This window comes from Azospirillum sp. BE72, assembly GCF_031455875.1.
Lineage (GTDB): Bacteria > Pseudomonadota > Alphaproteobacteria > Azospirillales > Azospirillaceae > Azospirillum.
Genome location: NZ_JAVDTO010000002.1, coordinates 519,650 through 544,224 on the forward strand (window position 1 = coordinate 519,650; position 24,575 = coordinate 544,224).

Annotated in this window: 23 protein-coding genes; 5 read left to right on the forward strand and 18 right to left on the reverse strand. The window is 66.4% G+C overall.

What is annotated here, in order from left to right:
* Position 1: 1 nt before the first annotated feature.
* The 16 genes from gloA to aspS form a co-directional block, all read right to left on the reverse strand.
* A complete protein-coding gene (gene gloA / locus J2Y49_RS08585; RefSeq protein ID WP_310114062.1) occupies positions 2–397 on the reverse strand; it encodes a lactoylglutathione lyase in 396 nt (131 codons plus the stop codon).
* A gap of 24 nt (positions 398–421) precedes the next feature.
* Positions 422–1,645 (reverse strand): lipid-A-disaccharide synthase, encoded by a 1,224-nt coding sequence (gene lpxB, locus J2Y49_RS08590; protein WP_310114064.1) that lies wholly within the window; start codon positions 1,643–1,645, stop codon positions 422–424.
* Complete coding sequence (locus J2Y49_RS08595) at positions 1,642–2,484, reverse strand: UDP-2,3-diacylglucosamine diphosphatase LpxI domain-containing protein (RefSeq protein ID WP_310114067.1); 843 nt, start codon at positions 2,482–2,484, stop codon at positions 1,642–1,644. Before J2Y49_RS08595 ends, lpxB begins: the two co-directional genes overlap by 4 nt.
* A gap of 12 nt (positions 2,485–2,496) precedes the next feature.
* On the reverse strand, positions 2,497–3,291 hold the full coding sequence (lpxA, locus tag J2Y49_RS08600) for an acyl-ACP--UDP-N-acetylglucosamine O-acyltransferase (RefSeq protein WP_310114070.1): 795 nt from the start codon (positions 3,289–3,291) through the stop codon (positions 2,497–2,499).
* A complete protein-coding gene (gene fabZ / locus J2Y49_RS08605) occupies positions 3,288–3,770 on the reverse strand; it encodes a 3-hydroxyacyl-ACP dehydratase FabZ (protein WP_310114073.1) in 483 nt (160 codons plus the stop codon). Before fabZ ends, lpxA begins: the two co-directional genes overlap by 4 nt.
* 214 nt (positions 3,771–3,984) lie before the next feature.
* Positions 3,985–4,629: an OmpH family outer membrane protein gene (locus J2Y49_RS08610; protein ID WP_310114075.1), complete on the reverse strand. Its 645-nt coding sequence runs from the start codon at positions 4,627–4,629 to the stop codon at positions 3,985–3,987.
* A 1-nt stretch (position 4,630) separates the two neighbouring features.
* A complete protein-coding gene (bamA, locus tag J2Y49_RS08615) occupies positions 4,631–6,919 on the reverse strand; it encodes an outer membrane protein assembly factor BamA (protein WP_409017827.1) in 2,289 nt (762 codons plus the stop codon).
* Positions 6,920–6,997: 78 nt separating this feature from the next.
* On the reverse strand, positions 6,998–8,131 hold the full coding sequence (rseP, locus tag J2Y49_RS08620; RefSeq protein WP_310114079.1) for an RIP metalloprotease RseP: 1,134 nt from the start codon (positions 8,129–8,131) through the stop codon (positions 6,998–7,000).
* 36 nt (positions 8,132–8,167) lie between these two features.
* The gene (locus J2Y49_RS08625; RefSeq protein WP_310114081.1) at positions 8,168–9,376 is read right to left on the reverse strand and encodes a 1-deoxy-D-xylulose-5-phosphate reductoisomerase; all 1,209 of its coding nucleotides are present in this window, start codon (positions 9,374–9,376) and stop codon (positions 8,168–8,170) included.
* Complete coding sequence (locus J2Y49_RS08630; RefSeq protein WP_310114083.1) at positions 9,367–10,263, reverse strand: phosphatidate cytidylyltransferase; 897 nt, start codon at positions 10,261–10,263, stop codon at positions 9,367–9,369. The genes J2Y49_RS08625 and J2Y49_RS08630 overlap by 10 nt, the downstream gene beginning before the upstream one ends.
* Positions 10,205–10,945, reverse strand: coding sequence for an isoprenyl transferase (locus tag J2Y49_RS08635; protein ID WP_310114085.1), 741 nt, complete (start codon positions 10,943–10,945; stop codon positions 10,205–10,207). Before J2Y49_RS08635 ends, J2Y49_RS08630 begins: the two co-directional genes overlap by 59 nt.
* Positions 10,946–10,951: 6 nt before the next feature.
* Entirely contained in the window at positions 10,952–11,509 is a 558-nt protein-coding gene (frr, locus tag J2Y49_RS08640) for a ribosome recycling factor (protein WP_081505908.1), read from the reverse strand.
* Positions 11,510–11,513: 4 nt separating this feature from the next.
* A complete protein-coding gene (gene pyrH / locus J2Y49_RS08645; RefSeq protein WP_149223387.1) occupies positions 11,514–12,269 on the reverse strand; it encodes a UMP kinase in 756 nt (251 codons plus the stop codon).
* A 66-nt stretch (positions 12,270–12,335) separates the two neighbouring features.
* On the reverse strand, positions 12,336–13,268 hold the full coding sequence (gene tsf / locus J2Y49_RS08650) for a translation elongation factor Ts (protein ID WP_310114091.1): 933 nt from the start codon (positions 13,266–13,268) through the stop codon (positions 12,336–12,338).
* 133 nt (positions 13,269–13,401) lie between these two features.
* Positions 13,402–14,184, reverse strand: a complete 783-nt coding sequence (gene rpsB / locus J2Y49_RS08655; protein ID WP_310114093.1) for a 30S ribosomal protein S2 — start codon at positions 14,182–14,184, stop codon at positions 13,402–13,404.
* A 241-nt stretch (positions 14,185–14,425) separates the two neighbouring features.
* Positions 14,426–16,252, reverse strand: coding sequence for an aspartate--tRNA ligase (gene aspS / locus J2Y49_RS08660; protein ID WP_310114095.1), 1,827 nt, complete (start codon positions 16,250–16,252; stop codon positions 14,426–14,428).
* Between the two features lie 363 nt (positions 16,253–16,615).
* On the opposite strand from aspS, the gene rnd reads away from it, so the two are divergent.
* On the forward strand, positions 16,616–17,806 hold the full coding sequence (rnd, locus tag J2Y49_RS08665; RefSeq protein WP_310114097.1) for a ribonuclease D: 1,191 nt from the start codon (positions 16,616–16,618) through the stop codon (positions 17,804–17,806).
* Between the two features lie 305 nt (positions 17,807–18,111).
* Positions 18,112–19,398, forward strand: a complete 1,287-nt coding sequence (locus J2Y49_RS08670) for a hypothetical protein (protein ID WP_310114099.1) — start codon at positions 18,112–18,114, stop codon at positions 19,396–19,398.
* Between the two features lie 9 nt (positions 19,399–19,407).
* On the opposite strand, the gene J2Y49_RS08675 is transcribed toward J2Y49_RS08670, so the two are convergent.
* Complete coding sequence (locus J2Y49_RS08675) at positions 19,408–20,181, reverse strand: SDR family NAD(P)-dependent oxidoreductase (protein WP_310114101.1); 774 nt, start codon at positions 20,179–20,181, stop codon at positions 19,408–19,410.
* A gap of 142 nt (positions 20,182–20,323) precedes the next feature.
* Between J2Y49_RS08675 and J2Y49_RS08680 the strand changes: the two genes are divergently transcribed.
* Positions 20,324–21,190: a YicC/YloC family endoribonuclease gene (locus J2Y49_RS08680; RefSeq protein WP_310114103.1), complete on the forward strand. Its 867-nt coding sequence runs from the start codon at positions 20,324–20,326 to the stop codon at positions 21,188–21,190.
* Between the two features lie 22 nt (positions 21,191–21,212).
* Positions 21,213–21,860 (forward strand): guanylate kinase, encoded by a 648-nt coding sequence (gmk, locus tag J2Y49_RS08685; RefSeq protein ID WP_310114105.1) that lies wholly within the window; start codon positions 21,213–21,215, stop codon positions 21,858–21,860.
* On the opposite strand, the gene J2Y49_RS08690 is transcribed toward gmk, so the two are convergent.
* On the reverse strand, positions 21,861–22,592 hold the full coding sequence (locus J2Y49_RS08690; protein ID WP_310114107.1) for a DUF6065 family protein: 732 nt from the start codon (positions 22,590–22,592) through the stop codon (positions 21,861–21,863). It abuts the gene before it with no gap.
* A gap of 242 nt (positions 22,593–22,834) precedes the next feature.
* Here J2Y49_RS08690 and J2Y49_RS08695 point away from each other — a divergent pair, with 242 nt between their 5' ends.
* Positions 22,835–24,523, forward strand: coding sequence for a cache domain-containing protein (locus J2Y49_RS08695; RefSeq protein ID WP_310114109.1), 1,689 nt, complete (start codon positions 22,835–22,837; stop codon positions 24,521–24,523).
* Positions 24,524–24,575 lie beyond the last annotated feature (52 nt).

Sequence of the window (24,575 nt, forward strand, 5' to 3'; positions counted from 1 at the left end):
GTCACTTAGTCTCGATCAGCTCGACCTTGTACCCGTCGGGATCCTCGATGAAGGCGATCACGGTGGTGCCGTGCTTCATCGGGCCGGGCGGACGCGGGATCTTGACGCGTTCGGCAGCCAACTTCTCGCAGGTGCCGTAGATATCGGGAACGCCGAGCGCGATGTGACCATAGGCGGTGCCGATCTCGTACGGCTCCTTCTGGTCCCAGTTGTGGGTCAGTTCCAGGACGGCGGTATCGGATTCCTCGCCATAGCCGACGAAGGCCAGGGTGAAACGGCCACCCTCGTAGTCATTGCGGCGCAGCAGCTTCATGCCGAGCAGACGGGTGTAGAAGTCCAAAGACTTCTCCAGATCCAGTACGCGCAGCATCGTATGCAGCAGACGGAATTCGCTCATGGTCTCTATTCTCCCGCTTGGCGGTTAACTGGGCGGTTGTTCAGCTGTCCTGGAGCGGCGTTCTTGAACGACGTCCAGGATGGTGCGGGCAGCGCGTTCACTGGGCGGAGTATCCCCCTGCCCCAGCCAGCGGGCCACCTCGGCAACTCCGTCGATCTGCGCCTGGCGCGCCGCCGGATCGTCGAGCAAACGCCTCAACTCGGCCGCCAGTCTATCGGGCCGGCAGTCCCGCTGCAGCAGTTCCGGAACCAGCATCCGATCGAGCATCAGGTTGACGAGATTGACGTACTTCACCCGGATCAGCCGGCGATAGAGCGCGACGGTGATCGGATTCAACCGGTAGGCGATGACAGTCGGAAGCCGCGCGAGCGCCAGTTCCAACGCGACGGTTCCCGATGCGGCGAGCGCCGCCTCCGCCGCCGCGAAGGCATCGTACTTCTCGGCGTCTCCCTCCACCAGCAGGGCACGGACCGGCCAGTCGGCGATGGTGGCGGCGACGCGGTCGCGCACTGTCGCCACGGTCGGCACAACCGCCACCAGATTGGGATGGATTGGACGCAACAGGTCCAGCGTCGCACGAAAATCGGGCAGCAGACGCGATACCTCTCCCTTGCGGCTGCCCGGGAGCACGGCGACGATCCGCTCGTCCAGCGCGATGCCATGCCGCTCGCGGAATGCCGCACCGTCACCTTTCCCCGCCCCACCCTCGACGACCGAATGGCCAACGAAAGTGCAGGCCAGCCCCTCTTTCTCGAAATAGGGAGGCTCGAAGGGCAAAACAGCGAGGAGGTGATCATAGATGGCGGCATATTTGGCCGCCCGCTTGGGCTTCCAGGCCCACACCGTAGGCGCCACATAGTGGATCAGCGGAATGGCGGGCGCCGCGGCCCGCACCTTCTTTGCCACGCGCACAGTGAAGCCGGGCGAATCGATGCCCACCACGGCGTCGGGGCGCAGCCGGACGATCTCGGCAACCGTTTGGTCGATGCGGCGGATCAGGTTGGGCAAATGCGGCAGCAGTTCGAAGATGCCAAACAGGGTCAGTTCGCCCATGGGAAACAGGCTGACCAGCCCCTCCGCCGTCATCTTCTCGCCGCCGATGCCCACGAAGCGCACCTTGCCGCCGGTCAGCCGCTTTGCCGCCGCCATCAGCCGTGCGCCCAGCGCGTCGCCCGACGGCTCACCGGCGATCAGAAACAGGGTCGGGCCGTCATCGGCCGCCACATCGGTCGCCGGGTTGACGTTCATTGCGGAATCTCGATGCCGGTGACGAACAGGCCGAGCCGGTCGGCCGCTTCCGCCACTGCCGCACGGTCGACCAACAGACTGCCGCCCGCTTCCACCGCGATACCGCGCAGCCCGGCTGCGGCAGCCTTCTCGACCGTCGTGACGCCCATGGTCGGCAAATCGATGCGTCGGTCCTGTTTCGGCTTCTTCACCTTGACCAGCACGCCGCCGGGGCCGGGCCGTGACAGACCGGCACAGCGGTCGAGCATGGCATCTGTGCCCTCGATGGCCTCGACCGCAAGCACGATGCCTTGCTGGACCACCGCACCCTGCCCGACATCAAGCGCACCCAACGCACGGGCGACCTCCACCGCGCGGGCGATGTCGCGCTCCGCCTCAGCATCCGGGGCGAGACGACCGACCGGGCCAGGCGTGGTCAGCAAATCCATCAACAGGTCATGCAGGCCAACGACGCGGAAGCCATCCTCTTCCACCTCGCGGACCACGGCGCGCAGCAGCCCATCGTCGCCGAGTGCCCTCGTTCCGACGCGGGCAAGGAAGCGAGCGGTGCGCCAGTCCGGCATCAGTTCGGTGAAGGACGGTCGCTTCACTGGCCCTGCGAGGACGACCTCGCCGACACCTTCCTCATGGAGGCGGCGCAGGATGCTGCCCGCGGCGCCGAAGCGGCTCCACACATGCGGAAGCCCAACGACCGTTTCAGGATCGGTATGGCCATCGAACGCCACGACGAAGACCGCACGCCCCTGCCCGCGCACCGCGCTGGCGATGCGGGCCGGCAGCGTGCCGCCACCGGCCAGGATCGCCAGCTTGGCACCGGCAGCCTGATGAATATCGGCCATCGGCCGGCGGCCTCAGCTCTCGCGCGGCTGGCAGAGGGAGCGCGCTTCCTTGGCGCGGATGAAGGACAGCACGTCCGAGATCAGCGCACGCTCGCCGAAATCGCGACCGACCTCATCCACCCGCTCGGCGAAGGTCCCCTCCGGACCGAACAGCATGCGGTAGGCCGCACGCAGGGCGTGGATGTCGTCCTTCTTGAAGCCGCGCCGCTCCAGCCCGACGAGGTTCAGGCCGGCAAGGCGGGCACGGTCGCCCATCACCAGACCGAAGGGAATCACGTCGTTCTCGACGCCCGACATGCCGCCGATCATGGCGTGCGAACCGATGCGCACGAACTGGCGCACAGCCGAAAGCCCGCCGATGATGACGTAGTCGCCCAGTGTCACATGGCCGCCCAGCGTGGCGTTGTTCGCCATGATCACATGGTCGCCGACGATGCAGTCATGCGCCACATGCGATCCCATCATGAACAGTCCGTCGTCTCCGACGCGCGTGATCATGCCGCCACCTTCGGTGCCGGGATTCATCGTCACATGCTCGCGGATCTGGTTGCGGGCACCGATGACGAGTTCGGACGGTTCACCATGGAACTTCAGGTCCTGCGGGCGGTGGCCGATGGACGCGAAGGGATAGATGACGGTTTCGGCGCCGATGCTGGTGCGCCCGTCGACAGCCACATGCGAAACCAGCCGAACGCCGTCGCCCAGCGTGACGTCGGGGCCGACGACGCAGAAGGGACCGATGTCGACCCCCTCGCCCAGCTTGGCCGCGGGATCGACGATGGCGGACGGATGGATGGTGACGGTCATTTTTCGTCCAGGATCATGGCGGAATAGATGGCTTCGGCGACGAGGACGCCGTTGACCTTGGCCTCGCCCTTGAACTTCCACACGTTGGCGCGCTGACGCTGCTTGGTGACATGAATGTGGATGGTGTCACCGGGGGTGACCGGGCGGCGGAAACGCGCCTCGTCCACGGTCATGAAATAGACCAGTTTGCCTTCGGCATCGGGCCCAAGTGTGGCGACCACCAGCACGGCGGAGGTCTGCGCCATCGCCTCGATGATCAGCACGCCGGGCATCACCGGACGCGACGGGAAATGGCCCTGGAAGAAGGGCTCGTTGATCGTGACGTTCTTCACGCCGGTGGCGCCTTCGCCCAGCGTCACATCGATCACCCGGTCGATCATCAGGATCGGGTAGCGATGCGGGATCATCTTCATGATCCGCGTGATGTCGATGTCGTCGATCTTTTTGCTTTGCGCGTTGTTGTCCGCCGTCACGTCCATTGTCCGGCCGCCCGCCTTTCCACCAACCGATAGGGTTCACCATTCCCCGTTCCCGGAGAACGGGCGCCACCGCCCCAACAGGAAACGCCGGCGCCTTTTTGTTTGCTCCGCCTTCTTGCCCCATTTCCGCGGCGACCGCAACCGCCGAACCCGGAAACGCAACAGGGCCGTCACCTTCCCGGTCGGGACGGCGACGGCCCTGCTCAGAAAGGCATTACTGCTTGGGAACGTTCAACGCAACCTGCGGGAGCTTCTTGTTCACGCGCTCCATCACGGTGTCGGTGACGTCGAGCTGGGTGTCGACCAGAACGAATTGCTGGCGGGCGAGGACGAGGTTCGCGCCCCGCTCACGCGAGATTTCGGCGACCACATCGACCATCGTCTTGTGAACGACGGCCATCGCTTCGTTCAGGCTCGTTTCCAGCGCGCGCTTCCGGTTCTGGACCGTCTTCTGGACGTCGGCGACCTGCTTCTCGAAATCGCGGCGCTTGGTGGCGAGCGCTTCCGGCGACAGGACGGTCTGCTGCTTGCGCAGTTCGTCCTCGGTCTTGCGGAGCTTGTCCTCCAGCGCAGAAATTTCCTTCTGATAAGAATCGCGCAGCGATTCGAAGGACTTGGTGATGCCCTTCGACGCGGTGGATTCCTGCATGATCTTCTGGACGTCGATCACCGCGATGACCGGCGCCTTCAGCTCCGCACCGGGAGCCGGAGGCGTGGCCGTCGCCGTCGCCGCCTTGGGGGCTTCGGCCTTCGGCTGGGTTTGGGCCTGTGCCGACGTGGCGGTGAACAGGAGGCCGGCGACCGTGACGGCCGACAGGACGGCGACGCGGAACGGCGCCTTCGACTGGGTGAATTGCATCTTAGAACCTAGTTCCGAAGCTGAAGCGGATGAGCTCTTTCTTGTCGTAGCCTTCCTTGCGGATCGGCAGTGCGACATCGAGCCGGATGGGCCCGAACGGCGACTTCCACGACACGCCGGTGCCGATGGAGACGCGGATGGTCTCGTCATCCTTCACGTTCGGATCACTGATGTCGACCTTGCCGAGCGTACCGACATCGGTGAAGGCGTGGCCGAGCAGGCCGAACTCCTCCGGCAGGCCGAAGGGGAAGCTCATTTCCACCGACGCACGGGCATAGCGCGTGCCGCCCAGCGCGTCGCCGGTGGAGACGTCGCGCGGACCGATGCCCGCGGTGTTGAAGCCGCGCAGCGTGTCGCCGCCGATAAAGAAGCGGTCGCCCAACTGCACCTTCTGGCCGAGACCGTGGATGTAGCCGATCTCGCCCGTGGTGCTCAGCACCCACTGGTCCTCGCCGAGAGGGATGTAATAGCCGGCGGCCAGCTTGTTCCGCAGGAAGCGCACCGAACCGCCGAGGCCGGCGATGTCGTTGGTCAGGCGGATGAAGTAACCCTCGGTCGGCGTCAGCTTGCTGTTGCGGACGTCGTAGGTCAGTTCCTGGCCGATCAGCGAGGTCAGGCGCTCGCCGCGCTGCTCCTGGATGTACTTCGACGCGGTGGTCGGCACTTCCTCGATCAGCGTGTCCTGCAGCTGGTAGTAGACGCGCTGGCGCATGCGCTCGGTCAGCGGATAGCCCAGGCGCAGGGCGAAGCCGGTGTTCTTCTCGTTGAACGAGCTTTCGTCCTGGTAGTTGTAGCGCGTCCGGAAAATGTCGACGCCGGCCGACAGGTCCCGGTCCATGAAGTACGGCTCCGTGAAGGAGATGTCGTACAGCTGGCGACGGCCCGACAGCGTGGCGCCCAGGCGCAGGTCCTGGCCGCGGCCGAGCAGGTTGCGCTCGCGGATCGAGAAGTCGCCCAGGGGACCGTCTGAGGTCGAGAAGCCGGCACCGATGGAGATTTCACCGGTCGACTGCTCGGCCACATCGACGTTCACCACGGTGCGGTCGGGCGCGCTGCTCTCGGCGGTGGTGATGTTCACACGCTCGAAGAAACCCAGATCCTTGATGCGCTGCTCGGACCGCTTCAGCTTGGACGCGTTGAAGGGGTCGCCTTCGGACAGCAGCATCTCGCGGCGCACCACCTTGTCCAGCGTGCGGACATTGCCGGTGATGTCGATGCGGTCGACGAAGGTGCGCGGCCCCTCGTTGATCTCATAGATGATGTCGATGGTACGGTTCTCGCGGTTGCGCGAAATCCGCGGCCGGACATCCACGAATGCATATTGCAGGTCGCCGACGGCGTTCGTCAGCTTCGTGATGGTGTCTTCCACCTTCTGGGCGTTGTACCAATCGCCCTCGGTGGTGGTGACGCTGTTCTGCAGGACCGTTGGGTCGAGCTGCTTCAGCGAGGTGTTGATGTCCACCTTGCCGAACTTGTAGCGCTCGCCTTCCTCGATCGTGAAGGTGATGAAGAAGTCCGACTTGTCGGGCGTCAGCTCCGCCACGGCCGAGACCACGCGGAAGTCGGCGTAGCCTTCCTTCAGGTAGAAGCGGCGCAGCAGGTCGCGGTCGTAGTTCAGACGGTCCGGATCATAGTTGTCGTCGGACGACAGGAAGCGCCACCAGGCGGATTCCTTGGTCTGAACCGACTCGCGCAGAGTACCGTCGGAAAAATGCTCGTTCCCGATGAAGGTGATGCCGCGCACGCCTGTGCGCACGCCTTCATTGATCTCATAGACCAGATCGACGCGATTCTGGTCGAGCTGAATGATCTTCGGCTCCACCGTCGCGGCGAATCGGCCCTGGCGGCGGTAGATTTCCTGGATGCGCTGAACATCGGTCTGGACGCGGGTGCGCGTGTAGACGACGCGGGGACGCAGCTGGATTTCCTTCTCCAGCGTCTCCTTGTCGATGCGCCGGTTCCCCTCGAACGCGATGCGGTTGATGATGGGGTTTTCGGCCACCGTCACAACCAGCGCATCGCCCTCGCGCTTCAGCACCACGTCGGCGAACAGGCCGGTGTTGAACAGCGCCTTCAGCGACTGGTCGATCCGGTCGGGATCGAACTGGTCGCCGGGCTGAATCGTCAGGTAGGAGCGGACCGTGGACGGTTCGATTCGCTGGGTGCCTTCGACCCGGATATCGCGCACCGTACCGCCGCTGAACACCTGGGCGACCATTGACCCGGAACCCGCAGGCGCCCGTCCGGGCGAGGCGGCGGTTTGGGCGTGGGCGACAGACACCGTCGTCATGGCGCAGCCGGCCAGCAGGCCCGCCACCAGAACTTTGCTCGACACCGGCAAATCACGCTCCCTGGCAAGGGGCTGGCTTTAGGAGACCAGTCCCCGGAAGAAATCGACCACGCGCAGTTGAACCAGGTCGTTCCACGTGGCGAAGACCATGAGCGTTAATACCAAGGCCAATCCAATTCGGAAACCGTATTCTTGCGCTCTCGCTCCGAGCGGCCGCCCGCGCAGCTTTTCGAAGGCGTAGAACAGCAGGTGGCCACCGTCCAGCATCGGCACCGGGAAGAGGTTGATCAGCCCCAGGTTCACCGACAGGAAGGTCATGAACCAGATCAGCGGATACCAGCCGGATTGCGCCACCTCGCCCGACATCTGGGCGATGCGCAGCGGCCCCCCCAGCTCTTCCGTCCCCCGCGATCCCTGGACCATCTGGCCCAGCGCGGTGAAGGTGCCGGTGATCATGCCTGCGACTTCTCGTCCCGCCTGCCAGACCGCGGTCAGCGGGTCGTGGCGCATCATTCCGACGCTGCCGCGGCTGATGCCGAGCAGGCCGATCTGATGGCTGTTGCCGAGTCGGTCGGTGACGGACTGCGAATCCGGTGTCGCGGTGACCGTCATCAGCCGGTCGTCGCGCTTCAGTTCGATCGCGAGCGGCTGACCCGGCCGGATGGAAACGATCTGCCGGATTTCCTCGAACCGCTGAACGCTCGTCCCGTCGACCGACAGGATCAGGTCACCCGGCTGGATGCCGGCGCGCTCGGCGGCGCTGCCGGGCTGGATGCCGCCGACGTCGGGCGGGGTGAAGGACTGCCCCGCCGTCATGAACAGCACGGCCAGCACGACGACGGAGAACAGGAAGTTGGCGATCGGCCCGGCGGCGACGATGGCGGCGCGCTGCCCCACCCGCTTGTGGTGGAAGGAAACCGCCCGCTCGTCCTCCGACATGCCCGTGAGGTGGGCACCGGGCGTGCTGGCTGGGTCGGCGTCGCCGAACATCTTGACGTAGCCGCCGAGCGGCAGCGCGCTGAACTTCCAGCGAGTGCCGGCGCGGTCGGTGAAGCCGAACAGCTCCGGCCCGAAGCCGATGGAGAAGGTCTCGATCCGCACGCCGTTGCGCCGCGCGATCAGATAGTGACCAAGCTCGTGCACGAAGACGAGCACGGTGAGGACCAGCAGGAAAGCCAGCACTGAGGTCCAGAAACCGCCGATTACGTCCATTTCAACCCTTGCGCCTTCCAGCGCCTCGAACGCGGATCATCGGCTGCCAACCGCCGTCGCACCTGTGGCCTGAATGCGGCCGGCGGCAATCCGCCTGGCGTCCGCGTCGGCCTCCCGCACGGCGGCGAGATCGCGCAGCGGGCGGTGGGGCAACGCCGTCAACGTCTCCTCGACGATCCGTTCGATGTCGAGGAAGCCGATCCGGCGGTCGAGAAACGCCTGAACAGCCACCTCGTTGGCGGCACTGAGTATAGTAGGAGCGCCCCCACCGCTTTGCAAGGCGGCCCGGGCAAGCCGAAGTGCCGGGAATCGCACGGGATCCGGCGCCTCGAAGGTCAGCGTCGCGGCCTTGACCAAATCCAGCCGCTCCGCCGGGGTGGCGATGCGGGCGGGCCAGCCAAGCGCATAGGCGATGGGCGTGCGCATGTCCGGCGTGCCGAGCTGCGCCAGCACCGAGCCGTCGACATACTCGACCAGCGAATGGATGACGGACTGCGGATGGACCAGGACGTCGATCCGTTCCTCCGGGATGCCGAACAGGAAATGGGCCTCGATCAGCTCCAATCCCTTGTTCATCATCGTGGCGCTGTCGACCGATATCTTGGCGCCCATGTCCCAGGTCGGATGCGCCACCGCCTGCTCCCGCGTCGCCGCCGCCATGAAGGCGCGGTCCCTGGTGCGGAACGGGCCACCCGACGCGGTAAGGATCAGGCGCGCGACACTGTCGGTCCGCTCGAAGTCGAAGACCTGATAGATGGCGGAATGCTCGCTGTCGACCGGCAGCAGCGTGGCGCCATGCGCCTTCACCTCCTCCATCATCAGGGAGCCGGCGCAGACCAGCGTCTCCTTGTTGGCGAAGGCGACGATGGCGCCCCGGCGCACCGCGGCGAGCGTCGGCTCCAGCCCCGCCGCGCCGACGATCGCAGACATCACCCAGTCGGCCGGACGCTCGGCGGCGGCCGCCACCGCCTCGGCACCGGCGGCGACCTCGATGCCGGTGCCGGACAGCAGACCCTTCAGCTCGGCATAGGCGGCGGGATCCGCGACGACGGCAAGACGGGCCTTGAGGTCGCGAGCCTGCTTTGCCAGCAGGGCGACGTTGCGGTTGGCGGTCAGCGCCTCAACCGGGAAGCGCTCGGGATCGCGGGCGACGAGGTCCACGGTCTGCGTGCCGACCGAACCTGTGGAACCGAGGATCGTCACGCTGCGCGGCGCACCCGGCGCCGCCTCCGCCTTCACCACCATGAGAGAACCGTTCCAACGGCCGCGTGGAACAAGGCCAGCACCGGGGCCGCGGCCAGAAGCCCGTCGATGCGGTCAAGGATGCCGCCATGCCCAGGAATGAGTTGGCCGCTGTCCTTTACATTGTACCGCCGCTTGACCGCCGATTCGAACAGGTCGCCGGCCTGCCCCACCACCGCGACCGCGGCACCCACCAGAACTGCGATGTCCGGACGCGCGGTGCCGAAGGCAAGGGCCACCAGCCAGCCGAACAGGGCGGAAGACAGCATGCCGCCGATCAGGCCGGCCCAGGTCTTCTTCGGGCTGATGCGGGGCGCCAGTTTCGGACCGCCGATGCTGCGGCCGGCGGCATAGGCGCCGATGTCGGTCGCCCAGATGGCGAACAGGACGAAGAGGAACAGCGAGAGCCCGACCTCCGGCAGGTCGCGCAGCCAGATCAGCCCGGCCATGCCGGCGGCGACATAGAAGACGCCGAACCCGAGCAGGTTGCGGTCACTGCCGCCGCCGACGATGGCCGTCAGAACGGAGAAGGCCGCGGCCACGCCCAGTCCCGCGGCAGGTCCTGCCGCGATCTGGGCCATCAGCGCGACGGCAATGCCGATTGCCGCCATCAGCCGGGCGGGCAGGCGGCGGGCGCTGGGGACGATGTTGGTCCATTCGGAAACGGCCACCACCGATCCGAAGGCGATGAGCGCATGGAATACCCAGCCGCCCAGCCAGACGGCCCCCAGCACCACAGGCGCCATGACAAGCGCCGACAGGGCGCGGACCTTCAGGTCCCCCGTCCTGGAAGGCTTCACCGGCGGAGTGGCCGAAGCCGCAGCCTGGGCGTCAGCGGGACCCGGCGGTGGTGGCGCCGAAGCGGCGTTCCCGTCGGTGGAACTCTTCAATCGCCGCCTCCAGATCGCGCTTGGTGAAATCGGGCCAGAGTGTGTCCACGAAGACCAGCTCGGCATAGGCCGCCTGCCACAGCAGGAAATTGCTGATCCGCTTCTCGCCGCTGGTGCGGATGATCAGGTCGGGGTCGGGAATGTCGGCGGTGTAGAGCCGGGCCGACAGCGCGTCCTCGTCGATGGCGTCGGGCGACAGGCGCCCCGCCGCCACTTCTTCCGCCAGCCGGCGCGCCGCATGGACGATCTCCAGCCGCGAGCCGTAGCTGAGGGCGACGACCAGCGTCATCACCCGGTTGTCGCGCGTCATCTCTTCCGCGTTGGCGATCAAACGGTTGATGTCGTCCGACAGCCGCTTGCGGTCGCCGATCACCCGCAGGCGGATGCCCGCCCGGTGCAGTTCGGCGACCTCGCTGCGCAGATAGAAGCGCAGCAGACCCATCAGGTCGCTGATCTCCTCTTCCGGCCGGCGCCAGTTCTCCGAGGAGAAGCTGAAGATCGTCAGAGTGCCGATGCCAAGTTCGCGCGCCGCTTCCACGGTGCGGCGGACGGCGTCCACGCCCTTCTTGTGACCGGCGGTGCGCGGCAGGCCGCGCGCCTTGGCCCAACGCCCGTTGCCATCCATGATGATGGCGACGTGCCCGGGGGCCGTGTTGGACCGGTTGTCGTCCGCTTCGCGCATTCCGGATCAGACCTGCATGATTTCCTTTTCTTTTTGCGCAAGCGAATCGTCGACCATCTTGATGTGCTGGTCGGTCAGAACCTGCACCTTGTCCGATTGGACCTTGTGCTCGTCCTGGGTGATTTCGCTGGCCTTCTCGGCCTTCTTCAAGCCGTCCATGCCGTCGCGGCGGATGTTGCGGATGGCGACGCGGCACTGCTCGGCGTACTTGTGGGCGACCTTCGCCAACTCGGCGCGGCGCTCCTGCGTCAGGTCGGGCAGCGGCACGCGGATGACCTGGCCCTCGGCCTGCGGATTCAGGCCCAGGCCGCTGTCGCGGATGGCCTTCTCGACCGCCTTGGTCATGCCGCGGTCCCACACCTGCACGGAGATCAGGCGCGGCTCCGGAACGGAGACGGTCGCCACCTCGCGCAGGTGCATGCGGCTGCCGTAGGCCTCCACCATCACCGGTTCCAGCAGGTTGGACGAGGCGCGGCCGGTGCGCAGACCGCCCAGTTCCTTGCGAAACGATTCAAGCGCGCCTTCCATGCGGCGCTTCAGATCCGATAGGTCGGGCGCAGCCACGGGCCTACTCCCTTTCTTCCGTTATGATGGTGTGCTTGCCACGGCCCTGCATCACTTCGGCGAAGGCGCCGGGCGTGTGGATCGAGAAAACCAGAATGGGGATATGGTTCTCGCGCGACAGCGCGATCGCCGAAGCGTCCATCACCTGCAGTTCCTTGGTCAGGACATCCATGTAGGTGAGGCGTTCGTAATGCTGGGCCGACGGATCCTTCTTCGGATCGGCGGTGTAGACGCCGTCGACCTGCGTGCCCTTCAGCAGACCGTCGCAGCCCATTTCCGAGGCGCGCAGCGCCGCGGCGGTGTCGGTCGTGAAGAAGGGGTTGCCGGTCCCGGCGGCGAAGATCACCACCCGGCCCTTTTCCATGTGACGGACGGCGCGGCGCCGGATATAGGGCTCGCAGACCGTCGACATGGGAATGGCCGACTGCACGCGGGTGCTGACGCCCATCCGTTCGAGCGCGCTCTGCATCGAGAGCGCGTTCATCACGGTGGCGAGCATGCCGATGTAGTCGGCGGAGGCGCGCTCCATGCCGCTCGCCGCACCCTTGACACCCCGGAAGATGTTCCCCCCGCCGATGACCAGACTGACCTGGACGCCGAGTGCGATGACCGCCTTCACCTCGCTGGCGATGCGGTTCACCATCTCCGGGTCCAGACCATAGTCGCGCTGACCCATCAGCGCCTCGCCCGACACCTTGAGGAGGACGCGCTTGTAGCGGACGCCCTCTGTCGGTGCGGTGGTCCCGGTGGTTTCGACCATGGGGGGAACGCTCCCTTGCTGTTTCGGAATGCGGCGTGCGGACCTAAGCGTTCGACCTTACCGGTCTCAGCCCTGACCGCCGGCGGCGGCGGCGACCTCGGCGGCGAAGTCCGTCTGGGCCTTCTCGATACCCTCGCCCAGCGCGAAGCGGGTGAAGGCCGTGACCTTGACCGGAGCGCCGATGTCCTTGGCGGCGTTCTCCACCACCTTGCGGACCTTCGTCTCGCCGTCGATCACGTAGGTCTGCTCCAGCAGGCAGACTTCCTCGTAGTACTTGCGGACGCGGCCTTCGACCATCTTCTCGATGATGGCTTCCGGCTTGCCCGAAGCGCGGGCCTGCTCGGCCAGCACGTTGCGCTCACGCTCCAGCGACGAGCTGTCGACGTCGGCGATGTCCAGCGCGTCCGGACGGGCGGCGGCGATGTGCATGGCGATCTGCTTGCCCAGATCGGCCAGCTTGGCGGCATCGCCGGTGGACTCCAGGGCGACCAGAACGCCGATCTTGCCGAGGCCCGGCGCGATGGCCGAGTGGACGTAGCTGACGACGACACCGGCCGAGACCGACAGGGTGGCGGCGCGGCGCAGGTTCATGTTCTCGCCGACGGTGGCGATCAGGCTGGTCAGCTCGTCCTGGGCGGTGTGCGAGGTGCCCGGATAGGTGGCGGCCTTCAGGGCCTCGACGTCGCCGGCGCTGGTCAGGGCCAGTTCGGCCGACTTGGCGGCGAAAGCCTGGAACTTGTCGTTGCGGGCGACGAAATCGGTCTCGGCGTTCACCTCGACGACGGCACCCTTGGTGCCGGCGGTGGCGACGGCGACCAGACCCTCGGCGGCGACGCGGCCCGACTTCTTGGCGGCGGCGGCGAGGCCCTTCTTGCGCAGCCAGTCGACGGCGCCCTCGAGGTCGCCCTGCGTCTCGTTCAGCGCCTTCTTGCAGTCCATCATGCCCGCGCCGGTCTTCTCGCGCAGTTCCTTGACGAGCGAGGCGGTAATCTCGGCCATGTTGCGCCCTCTTCCTTCCAAGCGATCCGGCTGGCGGATCGGATTGAGTCACAAAGTCAAAACGGGTGGCAACCCATAAAAAAGGCAGCCGGGCCATAGGTCATAAGGCCCGGCTGCCCTTGAACCGTCAGGGTCAGGCCTGGGCGGTCTCGGCGGTGGTCTCTTCCTCCGGCAGCTGCTCGGCCGGGGCGTCCTCGGCGGCACCGACGTCGATGCCGGCGGCGCTCATCTCGGCCTGCAGGCCGTCGAGCACGGCGCCGACCGTCAGGTCGCAGTACATCTCGATGGCGCGCAGCGCGTCGTCGTTGCCGGGGATCGGGAAGGCCACACCGTCCGGATCGGAGTTGCTGTCGAGGACCGCGATGACCGGGATGCCCAGCTTGTTGGCTTCCTTGACCGCGATCGACTCTTTGTTGGTGTCGATGATGAAGATGACGTCCGGCAGGCCGCCCATCTCCTTGATGCCGCCCAGCGCACGCTCCAGCTTGTCGCGCTCGCGGGTCAGCTCCAGAACTTCGCGCTTGGTCAGGCCCGAGGTGTCGCCGCCCAGACGCTCTTCCATCTCGCGCAGGCGCTTGATCGACTGGGAGATCGTCTTCCAGTTGGTCAGCATGCCGCCGAGCCAGCGGTGGTTGACGTAGTACTGGCCGCACTTGGCGGCAGCCTCGGCGATACGCTCCTGCGCCTGGCGCTTGGTGCCGACGAACAGGACGCGGCCGCCGCCGGCGACGACGTCACGCACGGCCTGCAGGGCGCGGTGCAGCATCGGGACGGTCTGCTCGAGATCGATGATGTGCACGCCATTGCGGACGCCGAAGATGTACTGGTTCATCTTCGGGTTCCAGCGGCGGGTGTGGTGGCCGAAGTGGACACCGGCTTCCAGCAGCTGGCGCATGGTGAAGGTGGGCATGGTCATGTGGAAAAAATCCCTTTTTCCGGTTGCTCCGCCGCGGGCATTGTCGAGAGCGCATGGAAACCATGGCTGACGACACCGGATCGGGCCATCGGGGTAAAACCGAGGGTCCGCCAGCCCGCGTGAGGTTTTGACGACGGCGCTTACATAGCCCCGCGCGCGTATGTTGACAAGGAAAAAGGCCACCCGGACCTGCGTCCGGATGGCCTTTTCAGCAAACCGCCAAGGACTGGCGAAAGTTCCTTTACGCCTGCGGCGCTGACGGCGCGGCGACCTTCGGCTTGGGCAGGTCGAGCTTCAGGTGAAGCTCGCGCAGACGGGCAGTGTCCACCGGCGCCGGGGCTTGCATCAAAAGGTCTTCCGCACGCTGGTTCAGCGGGAAGGCGATGACTTCGCGGATGTTCGGCTCGTCGGCCAGCAGCATGACGATGCGGTCGATGCCCGGGGCCGAGCCGCCGTGCGGCGGGGCACCCAGCTTGAACGCGCTCAGCATGCCGCCGAATCGGGCTTCCAGTTCCTCCGGCGGATAGCCGGCGATCTCGAAGGCCTTGTACATCACTTCCGGCAGATGGTTGCGGATGGCGCCGGACGACAGCTCCACGCCATTGCACACGATGTCGTACTGATAGGCCTTGATGTCGAGCGGGTTCATCGTCTCCAAAGCCTTCAGGCCGCCCTGGGGCATGGAGAACGGGTTGTGGCTGAAGATGACCTTGTTGGTCTCCTCGTCCAACTCGTACATCGGGAAGTCGACGATCCAGCAGAAGCGGAAGGCGTTCTTCTCGATCAGGTCCAGTTCCTCGCCGATGCGGGTGCGGGCGAAGCCGGCCAGCTTGGCCGCCGGGCCCGGCTGATCGCAGACGAAGAAGATCGCGTCGCCGTCTTCCAGGCCGGCCAGTTCACGCAGCTGGGCTTGCGCCGCCTCCGGCACGAACTTGGCGATCGGACCCTTGCCGCCGCCGGCCTCCATGACGATGTAGCCGAGGCCGGGAGCGCCCAGACCGCGCGCCCAGTCGTTCAGCTTGTCGAAGAAGCTGCGCGGACGGTCGGAAACCTTCGGCGCGCGGATGGCGCGGACGACACCGCCCTTCTCCAGCGTCTGCTTGAAGGCGCGGAATTCGACGTCGTCGCGCTTGAACACCTCGGTCACGTCGGTGATGACCAGGGGATTGCGCAGGTCCGGCTTGTCGTTGCCGTATTTCAGCATCGACTCGGCGAAGGAGATGCGGCGGAAGGGCAGGCCGTCGATGGCCGGCTTCGAGTCGCGGCGGAAGCCGCCGAACTCGTCGAAGATGCCGTGCAGCACCGGCTCGATAGCGGCGAAGACGTCTTCCTGGGTGACGAAGGACATCTCGAAATCGAGCTGGTAGAACTCGCCCGGGCTGCGGTCGGCGCGGGCATCCTCGTCGCGGAAGCAGGGGGCGATCTGGAAGTAGCGGTCGAAGCCGGCGACCATCAGCAGCTGCTTGAACTGCTGCGGCGCCTGCGGCAGGGCGTAGAACTTGCCGGGATGGTTGCGGCTGGGCACCAGATAGTCGCGCGCACCCTCCGGCGAAGACGCGGTGAGGATCGGCGTCTGGAACTCGGTGAAGCCCTGGTCGATCATGCGGCGGCGCGCCGAGGCGATCACGCGCGAACGCAGCATGATGTTCTCGTGGATGCGCTCGCGGCGCAGGTCGAGGAAGCGGTAGCGCAGGCGCACGTCCTCGCCGGCATCGGTGTCCTGGTTGACCTGCAGCGGGATCTGCTCCGCCTCGCCTTCGACGGTGAGTTCGGCGATCTGCAGCTCGATGCGGCCGGTGGGCAGCTTGTCGTTGATGGTCTCGGCCGTACGCTTCACCACCTTGCCGGTGACGGTGATGACCGATTCCAGCTTCAGCCGGTTCGCGACCTCGAAGGCCGGGTTGGAGGTATCGACCACGCACTGCGTCAGGCCGTAATGGTCGCGCAGGTCGATGAACAGCAGCTGTCCATGGTCGCGCTTCCGGTTCATCCAGCCCGACAGGCGGACGGTCTCACCGGCATTCTCTTCACGAAGCTGGCCGCAGGTGTGCGTGCGGTAGGGGTGCATGGGTCGAAACACCTTGAAAAGGGCGGATTCCGGCGGAAAAAGCGGTCCGACACACCACACCGGACGCGCGCGAAAGTCAAGCCGCGATAGGGTGGAGCGTGCGTCCGCGGCTGTCGAAATGGAACGTTTGAAACGCCGTGAAACGCTTTCCGATGCCCTGTTCACCTGTTCAACACCCCCTTCCCGGCCGCCGCACCGTGCAGTCGGTCACAGTTTAGCACCGCCGCCGCGCGGCAATAAGCGCGAGAGGAAAATCCGCCCGCCCCCCCCTGCCCTGCCGCCCGCGCGTCCCTTTTTCAGCGCGTGGCGGCCCGGCGCTTCGGCGGACTTTCAAGCACCCGTTCGGTCGTGTATGAAGCAACCATGACGCTCATCACGACAACCGACGCCCTCCAGGCCTTCTGTCAGTCGCTGGCCGGGGCCGAGTACATCACGGTCGACACCGAGTTCCTGCGGGAAAAGACCTATTGGCCGCAATTGTGCCTCGTGCAGGTCGGCGGACCCGACGGCGCGGTCGCCATCGACCCGCTGGCCGAGGGCATCGACCTTGGGCCGCTGTTCGCGCTGATGAGCGACCCGTCGGTGCTGAAGGTGTTCCACGCCGCCCGCCAGGACGTGGAGATCTTCTGGCACCTGTCCGGCCAGATCCCGCATCCGCTGTTCGACACGCAGGTCGCGGCGATGGTCTGCGGCTTCGGCGAGAGCGTCGGCTACGAGACGCTGGTGACCAAGCTGGCCGGCGCCCGCATCGACAAGTCCAGCCGATTCACCGACTGGTCCCACCGCCCGCTGACCGAGCGGCAGCTGACCTACGCCCTGTCCGACGTGATCCACCTGCGCCCGGCCTATGAGAAGCTGAAGCGCCGCCTCGCCCGCTCCGGCCGCTCACACTGGCTGGAGGAGGAGATGGCGATCCTCACCGATCCGGCGACCTATCAGGTCGACCCGGAAAGCTCGTACATGCGGCTGAAGGTGCGGACCAACAAGCCGCGCTTCATGGCGATCCTCAAGGAACTGGCGGCGTGGCGTGAGCGCGAGGCCCAGCGCCGCGACCAGCCGCGCTCCCGCGTGCTGCGCGACGAAGCGCTTCTGGAGATCGCCGCCCACGCCCCCACCACCGTCGACGATCTCGCCCGCACCCGCGGGCTGGGCCGCGGCTTCGCGGAGGGTCGCCAGGGGACCGACGTGCTGGCCGCGGTGCAGGCCGGGCTGGACCTGCCGGACAGCGCCCTGCCGCGGGTCGAACCGCGCGAGGAACCGCCGCCCGGCCTGCAACCGATCGTCGAGCTTCTGCGCGTGCTGCTGAAGATGAAGTGCGACGAGAACAATGTCGCGGCGAAGCTGGTGGCCTCGTCTGCCGAGTTGGAGGCTCTGGCCGCCGATGACGCCGCGGACATTCCGGCGATGCACGGATGGCGGCGCGAGCTGTTCGGCAATGATGCGCTTGCCCTGAAGCACGGAAAGATCGGACTTGCGGTCATAGACCGTCGCGTCCGCATCGTTCCTGCCGGAGAACCGCTTCCTTCGGCCGCGTCTGTCGATTCGGAAACTTGACCTTTCCGGATGGCGTCGCTTCGATGATTGCCGCGCCCCATAGGCGCCCCTCAGGGCGCTTTTGGGGCTCTTTGCCAAGGTCCGGACCCTTCCGCGTCCGGACTTTGGCCTTAAGAGCTTTTTAAAGAAAGTTACCGTTAAAATCCGTTCGGCTACGCAGGATTCGCCGGGTTCCCGGCGCTTGCGGGGCCGCGGTTCCGGCCGGGCACAAGGCGCCGGACCGGACATGAAGGCTGCCGAACAACGAGCGGCCGTCGATACGGGTGGTTGGCAGGCGTGACGCTTGTTGTGGGAGTGAGCATCGTATGAGCAGGTTTGGCGGCAGACCACCGGTTGGACGGGACCGTGTCCGGCTTTCCACAACGGAAAAGCAGGCCGCCGTCGCCGCCGCCAAGGACCAGAAGCCGGATTTCGACAACGACAAGCTCCTGAATCTGCTGCGGTCGGCGAAGAACGAGCTGCAGGGCATGCGGCTGATCCACATGCACCTGTCGCTGCTGAAGGACCGCGACCCGACCAGCCAGATGATGGTGCGCTCCATCATCCAGGAACTGGCGACCAAGGCGTCCTACCTGCAATCCTTCAACATCTCCAACGGCGACGTCATCATCCTCTACAAGGGGCTGAAGCTGACCGGCGTCACCGACGTCTGCCAGACGGTCGAGCAGGTCTTCCTGTCCAAGACGACGCTGACCGGCCCGAACCCCTACAAGGAATATTCCCTCTACTCGATCATGGAACTGGCGTTGAACTTCATCAACGTCATCCGCTTCATCGAGGAACTTCAGGCGAACGAGACCGGTAGCCACGTCACCGAAACCAAGCCGCCGATCACGCTGGAGGAGTTGGGCAAGCTCGAACGCTCGATGCAGATGTTCGATTTGTCGCCCTTCCTGTTCAACCAGGGCATCGCCAATATCGGCAGCAGCGAAGCGGAGATGGAGTATTACGAGCTCTACATCTCGATCAAGCTTCTCCAGGAACGGCTCTGCCCGGATTACGACATCACCGCCAACAAGTGGCTGTTCAACTATTTCACTGCCAACCTCGACCAGTCGGTGCTGCGGGCGCTGAACCATGGGCTCAGCTTCATGCGGGGGCGGCGGATCGGCATCAACATCAACCTGTCCACCGTCATCTCCACCGGCTTCGTGAAGTTCGACGAACGCCTGCCCATCGATTTCCGCGGGCAGGTGGTGCTGGAGGTGTCGAAGGGCGACCTGATCGAAAACCTGCCGCTGTTCAACGAGGTGGTGGAGTTCGCCCAGGACCGCCGTTACCAGATCGCGGTGGACGGGCTGAATCCGTTCTGGGTGACGAATTTCGATCTCGAATACCTGAACGCGGACTACGCGAAGATCTTCTGGTCGAACGACATGCTGGAGATGGATCCGTCGTTCGAGAAGTTCTTCCGCGATCGCATCGCCGAACAGGACCGCTGCAAGTTCATCCTGGCCCGTTGCGACAGCGTGTCCAGCCTGGTCTATGCCCACAAGATGGGCATCAATCTGGTCCAGGGCCGGGCGGTGGACAACATCATGCGCAAGGGCGTCAGCGTCCGCGAGGCAATCGCCCACGCCAAGGTGGATTGAGGACTACGCTCACGGCTTGCGCGGGGCCTGCCGCAGCAGCCCGTCGGTCCAGGACGGCGGCAGCAGCGCCAGCAGCCAGACCGCGGCCATCATCGGCCAGGGGAAAGCAATGCGGGCCGCGTTGCGCTCCAACCCTCGGCGGATGACACGGGCGGCGGCATCGGTCTCCATCAGGAAGGGCATGGGGAAGCGGTTCACCGCCGTCATGCGGCTTTTGACGAAGCCGGGGCAGATGACCGAGACGCCGATCCCCTCCCCCGCCAGATCGCCGCGCAGTGCCTCGCCATAGACCCGCACCATCGCTTTGCTGGCGCAATAGGCCGGTGCGCCGGGAAGGCCGCGGAAGCCGGCCAGCGACGCCATCACGGCGATTTGGCCGCGCCGCCGCGCCCGCATCGCCGGAAGCAGCGGATGGATGCTGTTCAGAACGCCGTCGATGTTGACCGCCAGGATGCGCCGGGCCTGTTCCTCCGTCTCGCCGCCATCGCCGGTGCCGGCCGACATCCCGGCATTGGCTATCAGCAGATCGACCGGTTCGGCGGCATCGACCCGCGCCAGCCACTCCGCCATCGCCGCCCGGTCCGCCACGTCGATTACTGCCGTGTCCACGCGGGCGCCGGCGGTACGGCAGCGCTGCGCCACCGATTCCAGCCTTGCGGAGTCGCGGCCGGTCAGGGCCAGCGCCACGCCGGGGGCGGCATAGAGGAGCGCCAGAGCCTCGCCGATGCCGCTGGACGCGCCGGTGATGACGATGGACCGGGGGGTGGAACGCGGCTGCTTCATGGAATCTCCGCCTTGCTTGTCGGTGCAAATCCGGCGCCGGAGCTTGTTGTGGGGTGTCGTCGAGTTTATAAGCACGACACCAACCGACACCGCTTTTCAAGTGAGGCCGCCTTTGCCCGCCCATCGCCCCGTCATTGCCAGCATGACCGGTTTCGCACGCGTCGACGGGCACGGCGACGGCTATTCCTGGACCTTCGAGGCCAAGAGCGTCAATGGCCGCAGCCTGGACCTGCGTTGCCGCCTGCCGTCGGGCTTCGACAGCATCGAGGCGGTGGCCCGTGCCGAGCTGCCGAAGCGGCTCGCACGCGGCAACGTCAACCTGACGCTGACCGTCAACCGCGCCCAGGCGGTGTCGCAGCTGCGCATCAATCGGGAGCTTCTGGCCCAGGTGCTGGACCTTGCCCGCGAGATCGAGGGGGCCGGCGCCGCTCCGCCGCGGCTGGATTCGCTGCTGGCCGTCCGCGGCATCATCGAACCGGTGGAGGAGGATGAGACCGAATCGCGCGAGCGCGTCGAATCGGCGCTGAAGTCCGACCTCGCCAAGCTGATCGACCAGCTGGTGGTCAACCGCCTCGCCGAGGGTGCCCGCATCGCCGAGGTGCTGAACGGCCATCTGGACGAGATCGCCCGTCTGGTCGACGCCGCCTCGGCCTGCGCCTCCACCCAGCCGGAGGCCCTTCGCGAGAAGCTGCGCGCCCAGGTCGCCGCCATCCTCGGCTCCTTCCCGGCCTTGTCGGAGGACCGGCTGGCCCAGGAGGCCGCCATCCTGATCGGTAAGGCCGACGTGCGCGAGGAGCTGGACCGCCTGCGCGCCCACATCCAGGCGGCGCGCGACCTGATGGCGGAAGGCGGGGCCATCGGCCGCCGGTACGACTTCCTGTGCCAGGAGTTCAACCGCGAGGCCAACACGCTGTGCTCCAAATCGGCGGACGTCGAACTGACCCGCATCGGCCTGTCGCTGAAAGCCTCGATCGAGCAGCTTCGCGAGCAGGTCCAGAATATCGAGTAATCGCCAACAGCGAGTGAGCCCCATGGCTGCGACCAACACCCCCCTGATCCACCGGCGCGGCCTGATGCTGGTGCTGTCCTCCCCCTCGGGCGCCGGCAAGACGACCATCGCCCGCGGCCTGCTGGAGCGCGATGCCGGCATCACCATGTCGGTGTCGGTGACCACGCGGGCGATGCGCCCCGGCGAGGCCGAAGGGCTGGATTATTACTTCATCGACCAGCAACGCTTCGACCGCATGGCAGAGACCGGCGACCTGCTGGAGCATGCCCGCGTTTTCGGCAACTGCTATGGCACGCCGCGCGTGGCGGTGGAGGATGCGCTGGGCGCCGGCCGCGACGTGCTGTTCGCCATCGACTGGCAGGGCGCGCAGCAGCTGGCGCAGAACGCCCGCGACGATCTGGTCAGCGTCTTCGTCCTGCCGCCGACGGTCAGCGAGCTGGAGCGCCGCCTGCGCGGCCGCGGTCAGGATTCGGAAGAGGTCATCGCCAACCGCATGGCCAAGGCCTCCAACGAGATCAGCCACTGGCCGGAGTACGACTACGTCATCGTCAACCACGACGTGGACGAGAGCATCGCCGCGGTCTTGTCGATCCTGCGCGCCGAACGGCTGCGCCGCCGCCGCCAGGTCGGGCTGCCGGAATTCGTGCGCAGCATCCAGGACACGCTGTAATTATTCGATAGGAAACGGCTTCGCCCGCACCTTGATCTCATGGTCGGGCGGGCCGTCACTGCCGTCCGGCCTCTTGCCGCGGTAATAGCCCTTCTGCCAGCGTTCCTGCGCCGCCGAGCTGCCGGGGGTCTGCAGGTCGGCGTTGAACTGGCTGCGCGAGGCTGCCCACGCGCGGTATTGCGCCGCCGTTTCCGGATCGCTGTCGAGATCGCGGATCTCCGGTTCCAGGCTTTCCACCAGCCCACGCTGGATCGGCATCAGATGGGCGAACGGCTCGCCCTTCTCCCAGGTCACAGGCAGGCCGGGCGCCGTGAACCGCCAATTCATGGTGAAGGGATAGGGCGACCAGTCGGTCTCGATGATGCCGGACAGGCCGAGAATGCCGTGCTTCGGGTGGTTCAGCGGCCCGGTGACCATCAGGTTGACGCCCGGCGGCGTCCGGAACAGGGCCGCGACATGGAAGGTCAGCACGCCGCTGCCGAAATGGCTGGCCGGCAGCAGCGGGTGCGGTTCCTCGGCCGTGACGGCGATGGCATCCAGACCGACGCCGCCATCCCACACCGCGGTCACCCGCACCGGGCAGCAGACCTCCCACCCATGCATGCTGGCGATGTTCAGCGGCAGGCAGCGGTAGCCGTACTGCTCCGGCAGGGAGTCGATCCAGTCGCGCGTCGCGCGCGCCGGGCGGATGTCGGGCATGGCCCCGGACAGCGGATAGGCGATCAGTGTCATAGTGCCGCATCCTGCCAGATTTCCCGCCCGGCGTAACCCGCCACCGTAACCCGGCGGATCGCGAAGATCACAACCTGTTACGCCTCTATCAGGATTATCCCTATACCTCCGTTAGGGATTGCATCAACGCCCAATACTCCAGTATGAATGGCGCATTCCATTAGGGACTGATCATTTAAGCGGGCCGCGATGCGCCGGTGCGTTCCGGCGGCGGAGTCGCGCGTTTGGGGTGGAACAAGGCGATGATCGACAAACTTCACAGCATCAAGGCAAAGCTCCTGATTCTTCTGGGGCTGTTCCTCGTCACCATCCTGGTGGCCGGCATCTGGTCCGCGACGTCCAAGCGCGAGACCATGGTGGAGGGATATCGCAACTCGATCCAAGCGGTGGTGCAGACCTCGCTGTCGATCATCAAGTCCTACGACGCCCGCGCCGCCAAGGGCGAGTTCAGCCGGGAAGAGGCGCAGACGCAGGCCAAGGCCGCCCTGCGCGCGCTGCGCTTCTTCGGCAGCGAGTACATGTTCGGTTACGAGTTCGACGGAACCAACGTCTTCCACGGCGTGCGCGCCGATCTGGAAGGCACCCGCAAGCTGGCCGACTTCAAGGACAGCAACGGCGTCCTGGTGATCCGCGGGCTGATCGAGTCGGCGAAGGCCGGTGACGGCTTCCTGATCTACAACTTCCCCAAGGCCAGCGGCGGCGATCCCGTGCCGAAGCTGGCCTTCGCCGCGATCTACGAGCCCTGGGGCTGGATGATCGGCACCGGCGTCTACATCGACGATGTCGATGCCGCCTTCCGCCGCACGCTGCTGGAAACGCTGGTGGTCACGCTGGTCGCGTCGGTCCTGCTCGGGCTGTTCGGCTTCCGTCTGGTGTCGCGCATTTCCAAGGGACTGGACGGCATCAGCACCGCGACCGGCCGTATCGCCAAGGGCGATCTCGCCACACAGGTCGGCGGGACGGAACGCCGCGACGAGGTGGGCGCGCTCGCCCGCTCGGTCGAGACGCTGCGGCTCAGCGCCGTCGAGGCGGAGGACCTGCGCCGCCGCCATGCAGCCTTGGAGCAGGAAGCCGAGCAGGCCCGTCGCGCCACCATGCTTCGTTTCGCCGACGAGTTCGAAAGCACGGTCGGCGGGCTGGTCCGTTCGGTCGCCGACTCTGCCGGCCAGCTGACCCACACTTCCGGCGCGATGAGCAGCGGGGCGGAGCAGACCACCCGCCTGATGGACGGCGCCGCCCGCTCGGCGCAGACCACGTCGGGCAACGTCCAGGCGGTGGCCGGCGCGACCGAAGAACTGGCCGCCTCGATCCGCGAGATCGCACAGCAGATCGCCGAATCGACGACCGGCTCCGCCCGCGCGGTGGAGGACGTCCGCCGCACCTACGCCCTGATCGAACAGCTGGACGGCGTCGCCAAGCGCACGGTGGAGGTGGTCGACCTGATCCGCTCCATCGCCGAGCAGACCAACCTGCTGGCGTTGAACGCGACCATCGAGGCCGCCCGCGCCGGCGAAGCCGGCAAGGGCTTCGCCGTCGTCGCCAGCGAAGTGAAGAATCTCGCCAACCAGACGGCCAAGGCCACCGACGACGTGCAGGCGCAGATCGCCGCCATGACCGACGCCACCTCGTCGGTGGTGGAGGCGATGCGCGGGGTCGGCGGCGCCATCGAGACTGTGAACAACGTCGCCTCCAGCATCTCCGCCGCCATCGAGGAGCAGGGGGCCGCCACCCGCGACATCAGCCAGAACGTCAACGAGGCGGCGCAGGGCGTCAGCTCGGTGTCCGACAGCCTGAACCTCGTCTGCAGCCACGCCACCGCCACCGGTCAGGCCTCCACCGAGGTGGCTGCCGCCGCCCGTGCCGTGGGAGAGCGCGCCGACCGCATGCTCAGCGAGGTCTCGGCCTTCGTCGCCCGCATCCGCCAGGGCTGAACGGCCGCAAGGCGCGCGTCCGGGGGAGGCGCGCGCCGGATGCAATCCGCGA

Bases quoted from the DNA above. Each gene is read 5' to 3' on its own strand.
- tsf (WP_310114091.1), bottom strand. From the start codon at position 13,268: ATGGCCGAGATTACCGCCTCGCTCGTCAAGGAACTGCGCGAGAAGACC.
- bamA (WP_409017827.1), bottom strand. From the start codon at position 6,919: ATGACGACGGTGTCTGTCGCCCACGCCCAAACCGCCGCCTCGCCCGGA.
- gloA (WP_310114062.1), bottom strand. From the start codon at position 397: ATGAGCGAATTCCGTCTGCTGCATACGATGCTGCGCGTACTGGATCTG.
- J2Y49_RS08670 (WP_310114099.1), top strand. From the start codon at position 18,112: ATGAGCAGGTTTGGCGGCAGACCACCGGTTGGACGGGACCGTGTCCGG.
- J2Y49_RS08610 (WP_310114075.1), bottom strand. From the start codon at position 4,629: ATGCAATTCACCCAGTCGAAGGCGCCGTTCCGCGTCGCCGTCCTGTCG.
- J2Y49_RS08690 (WP_310114107.1), bottom strand. From the start codon at position 22,592: ATGACACTGATCGCCTATCCGCTGTCCGGGGCCATGCCCGACATCCGC.
- lpxB (WP_310114064.1), bottom strand. From the start codon at position 1,645: ATGAACGTCAACCCGGCGACCGATGTGGCGGCCGATGACGGCCCGACC.
- fabZ (WP_310114073.1), bottom strand. From the start codon at position 3,770: ATGGACGTGACGGCGGACAACAACGCGCAAAGCAAAAAGATCGACGAC.
- J2Y49_RS08680 (WP_310114103.1), top strand. From the start codon at position 20,324: ATGACCGGTTTCGCACGCGTCGACGGGCACGGCGACGGCTATTCCTGG.
- J2Y49_RS08625 (WP_310114081.1), bottom strand. From the start codon at position 9,376: ATGGTGGTGAAGGCGGAGGCGGCGCCGGGTGCGCCGCGCAGCGTGACG.
- J2Y49_RS08695 (WP_310114109.1), top strand. From the start codon at position 22,835: ATGATCGACAAACTTCACAGCATCAAGGCAAAGCTCCTGATTCTTCTG.
- rnd (WP_310114097.1), top strand. From the start codon at position 16,616: ATGACGCTCATCACGACAACCGACGCCCTCCAGGCCTTCTGTCAGTCG.
- aspS (WP_310114095.1), bottom strand. From the start codon at position 16,252: ATGCACCCCTACCGCACGCACACCTGCGGCCAGCTTCGTGAAGAGAAT.
- rpsB (WP_310114093.1), bottom strand. From the start codon at position 14,184: ATGACCATGCCCACCTTCACCATGCGCCAGCTGCTGGAAGCCGGTGTC.
- J2Y49_RS08595 (WP_310114067.1), bottom strand. From the start codon at position 2,484: ATGGCCGATATTCATCAGGCTGCCGGTGCCAAGCTGGCGATCCTGGCC.
- J2Y49_RS08675 (WP_310114101.1), bottom strand. From the start codon at position 20,181: ATGAAGCAGCCGCGTTCCACCCCCCGGTCCATCGTCATCACCGGCGCG.
- rseP (WP_310114079.1), bottom strand. From the start codon at position 8,131: ATGGACGTAATCGGCGGTTTCTGGACCTCAGTGCTGGCTTTCCTGCTG.
- lpxA (WP_310114070.1), bottom strand. From the start codon at position 3,291: ATGACCGTCACCATCCATCCGTCCGCCATCGTCGATCCCGCGGCCAAG.
- pyrH (WP_149223387.1), bottom strand. From the start codon at position 12,269: ATGGTCGAAACCACCGGGACCACCGCACCGACAGAGGGCGTCCGCTAC.
- J2Y49_RS08635 (WP_310114085.1), bottom strand. From the start codon at position 10,945: ATGCGCGAAGCGGACGACAACCGGTCCAACACGGCCCCCGGGCACGTC.
- gmk (WP_310114105.1), top strand. From the start codon at position 21,213: ATGGCTGCGACCAACACCCCCCTGATCCACCGGCGCGGCCTGATGCTG.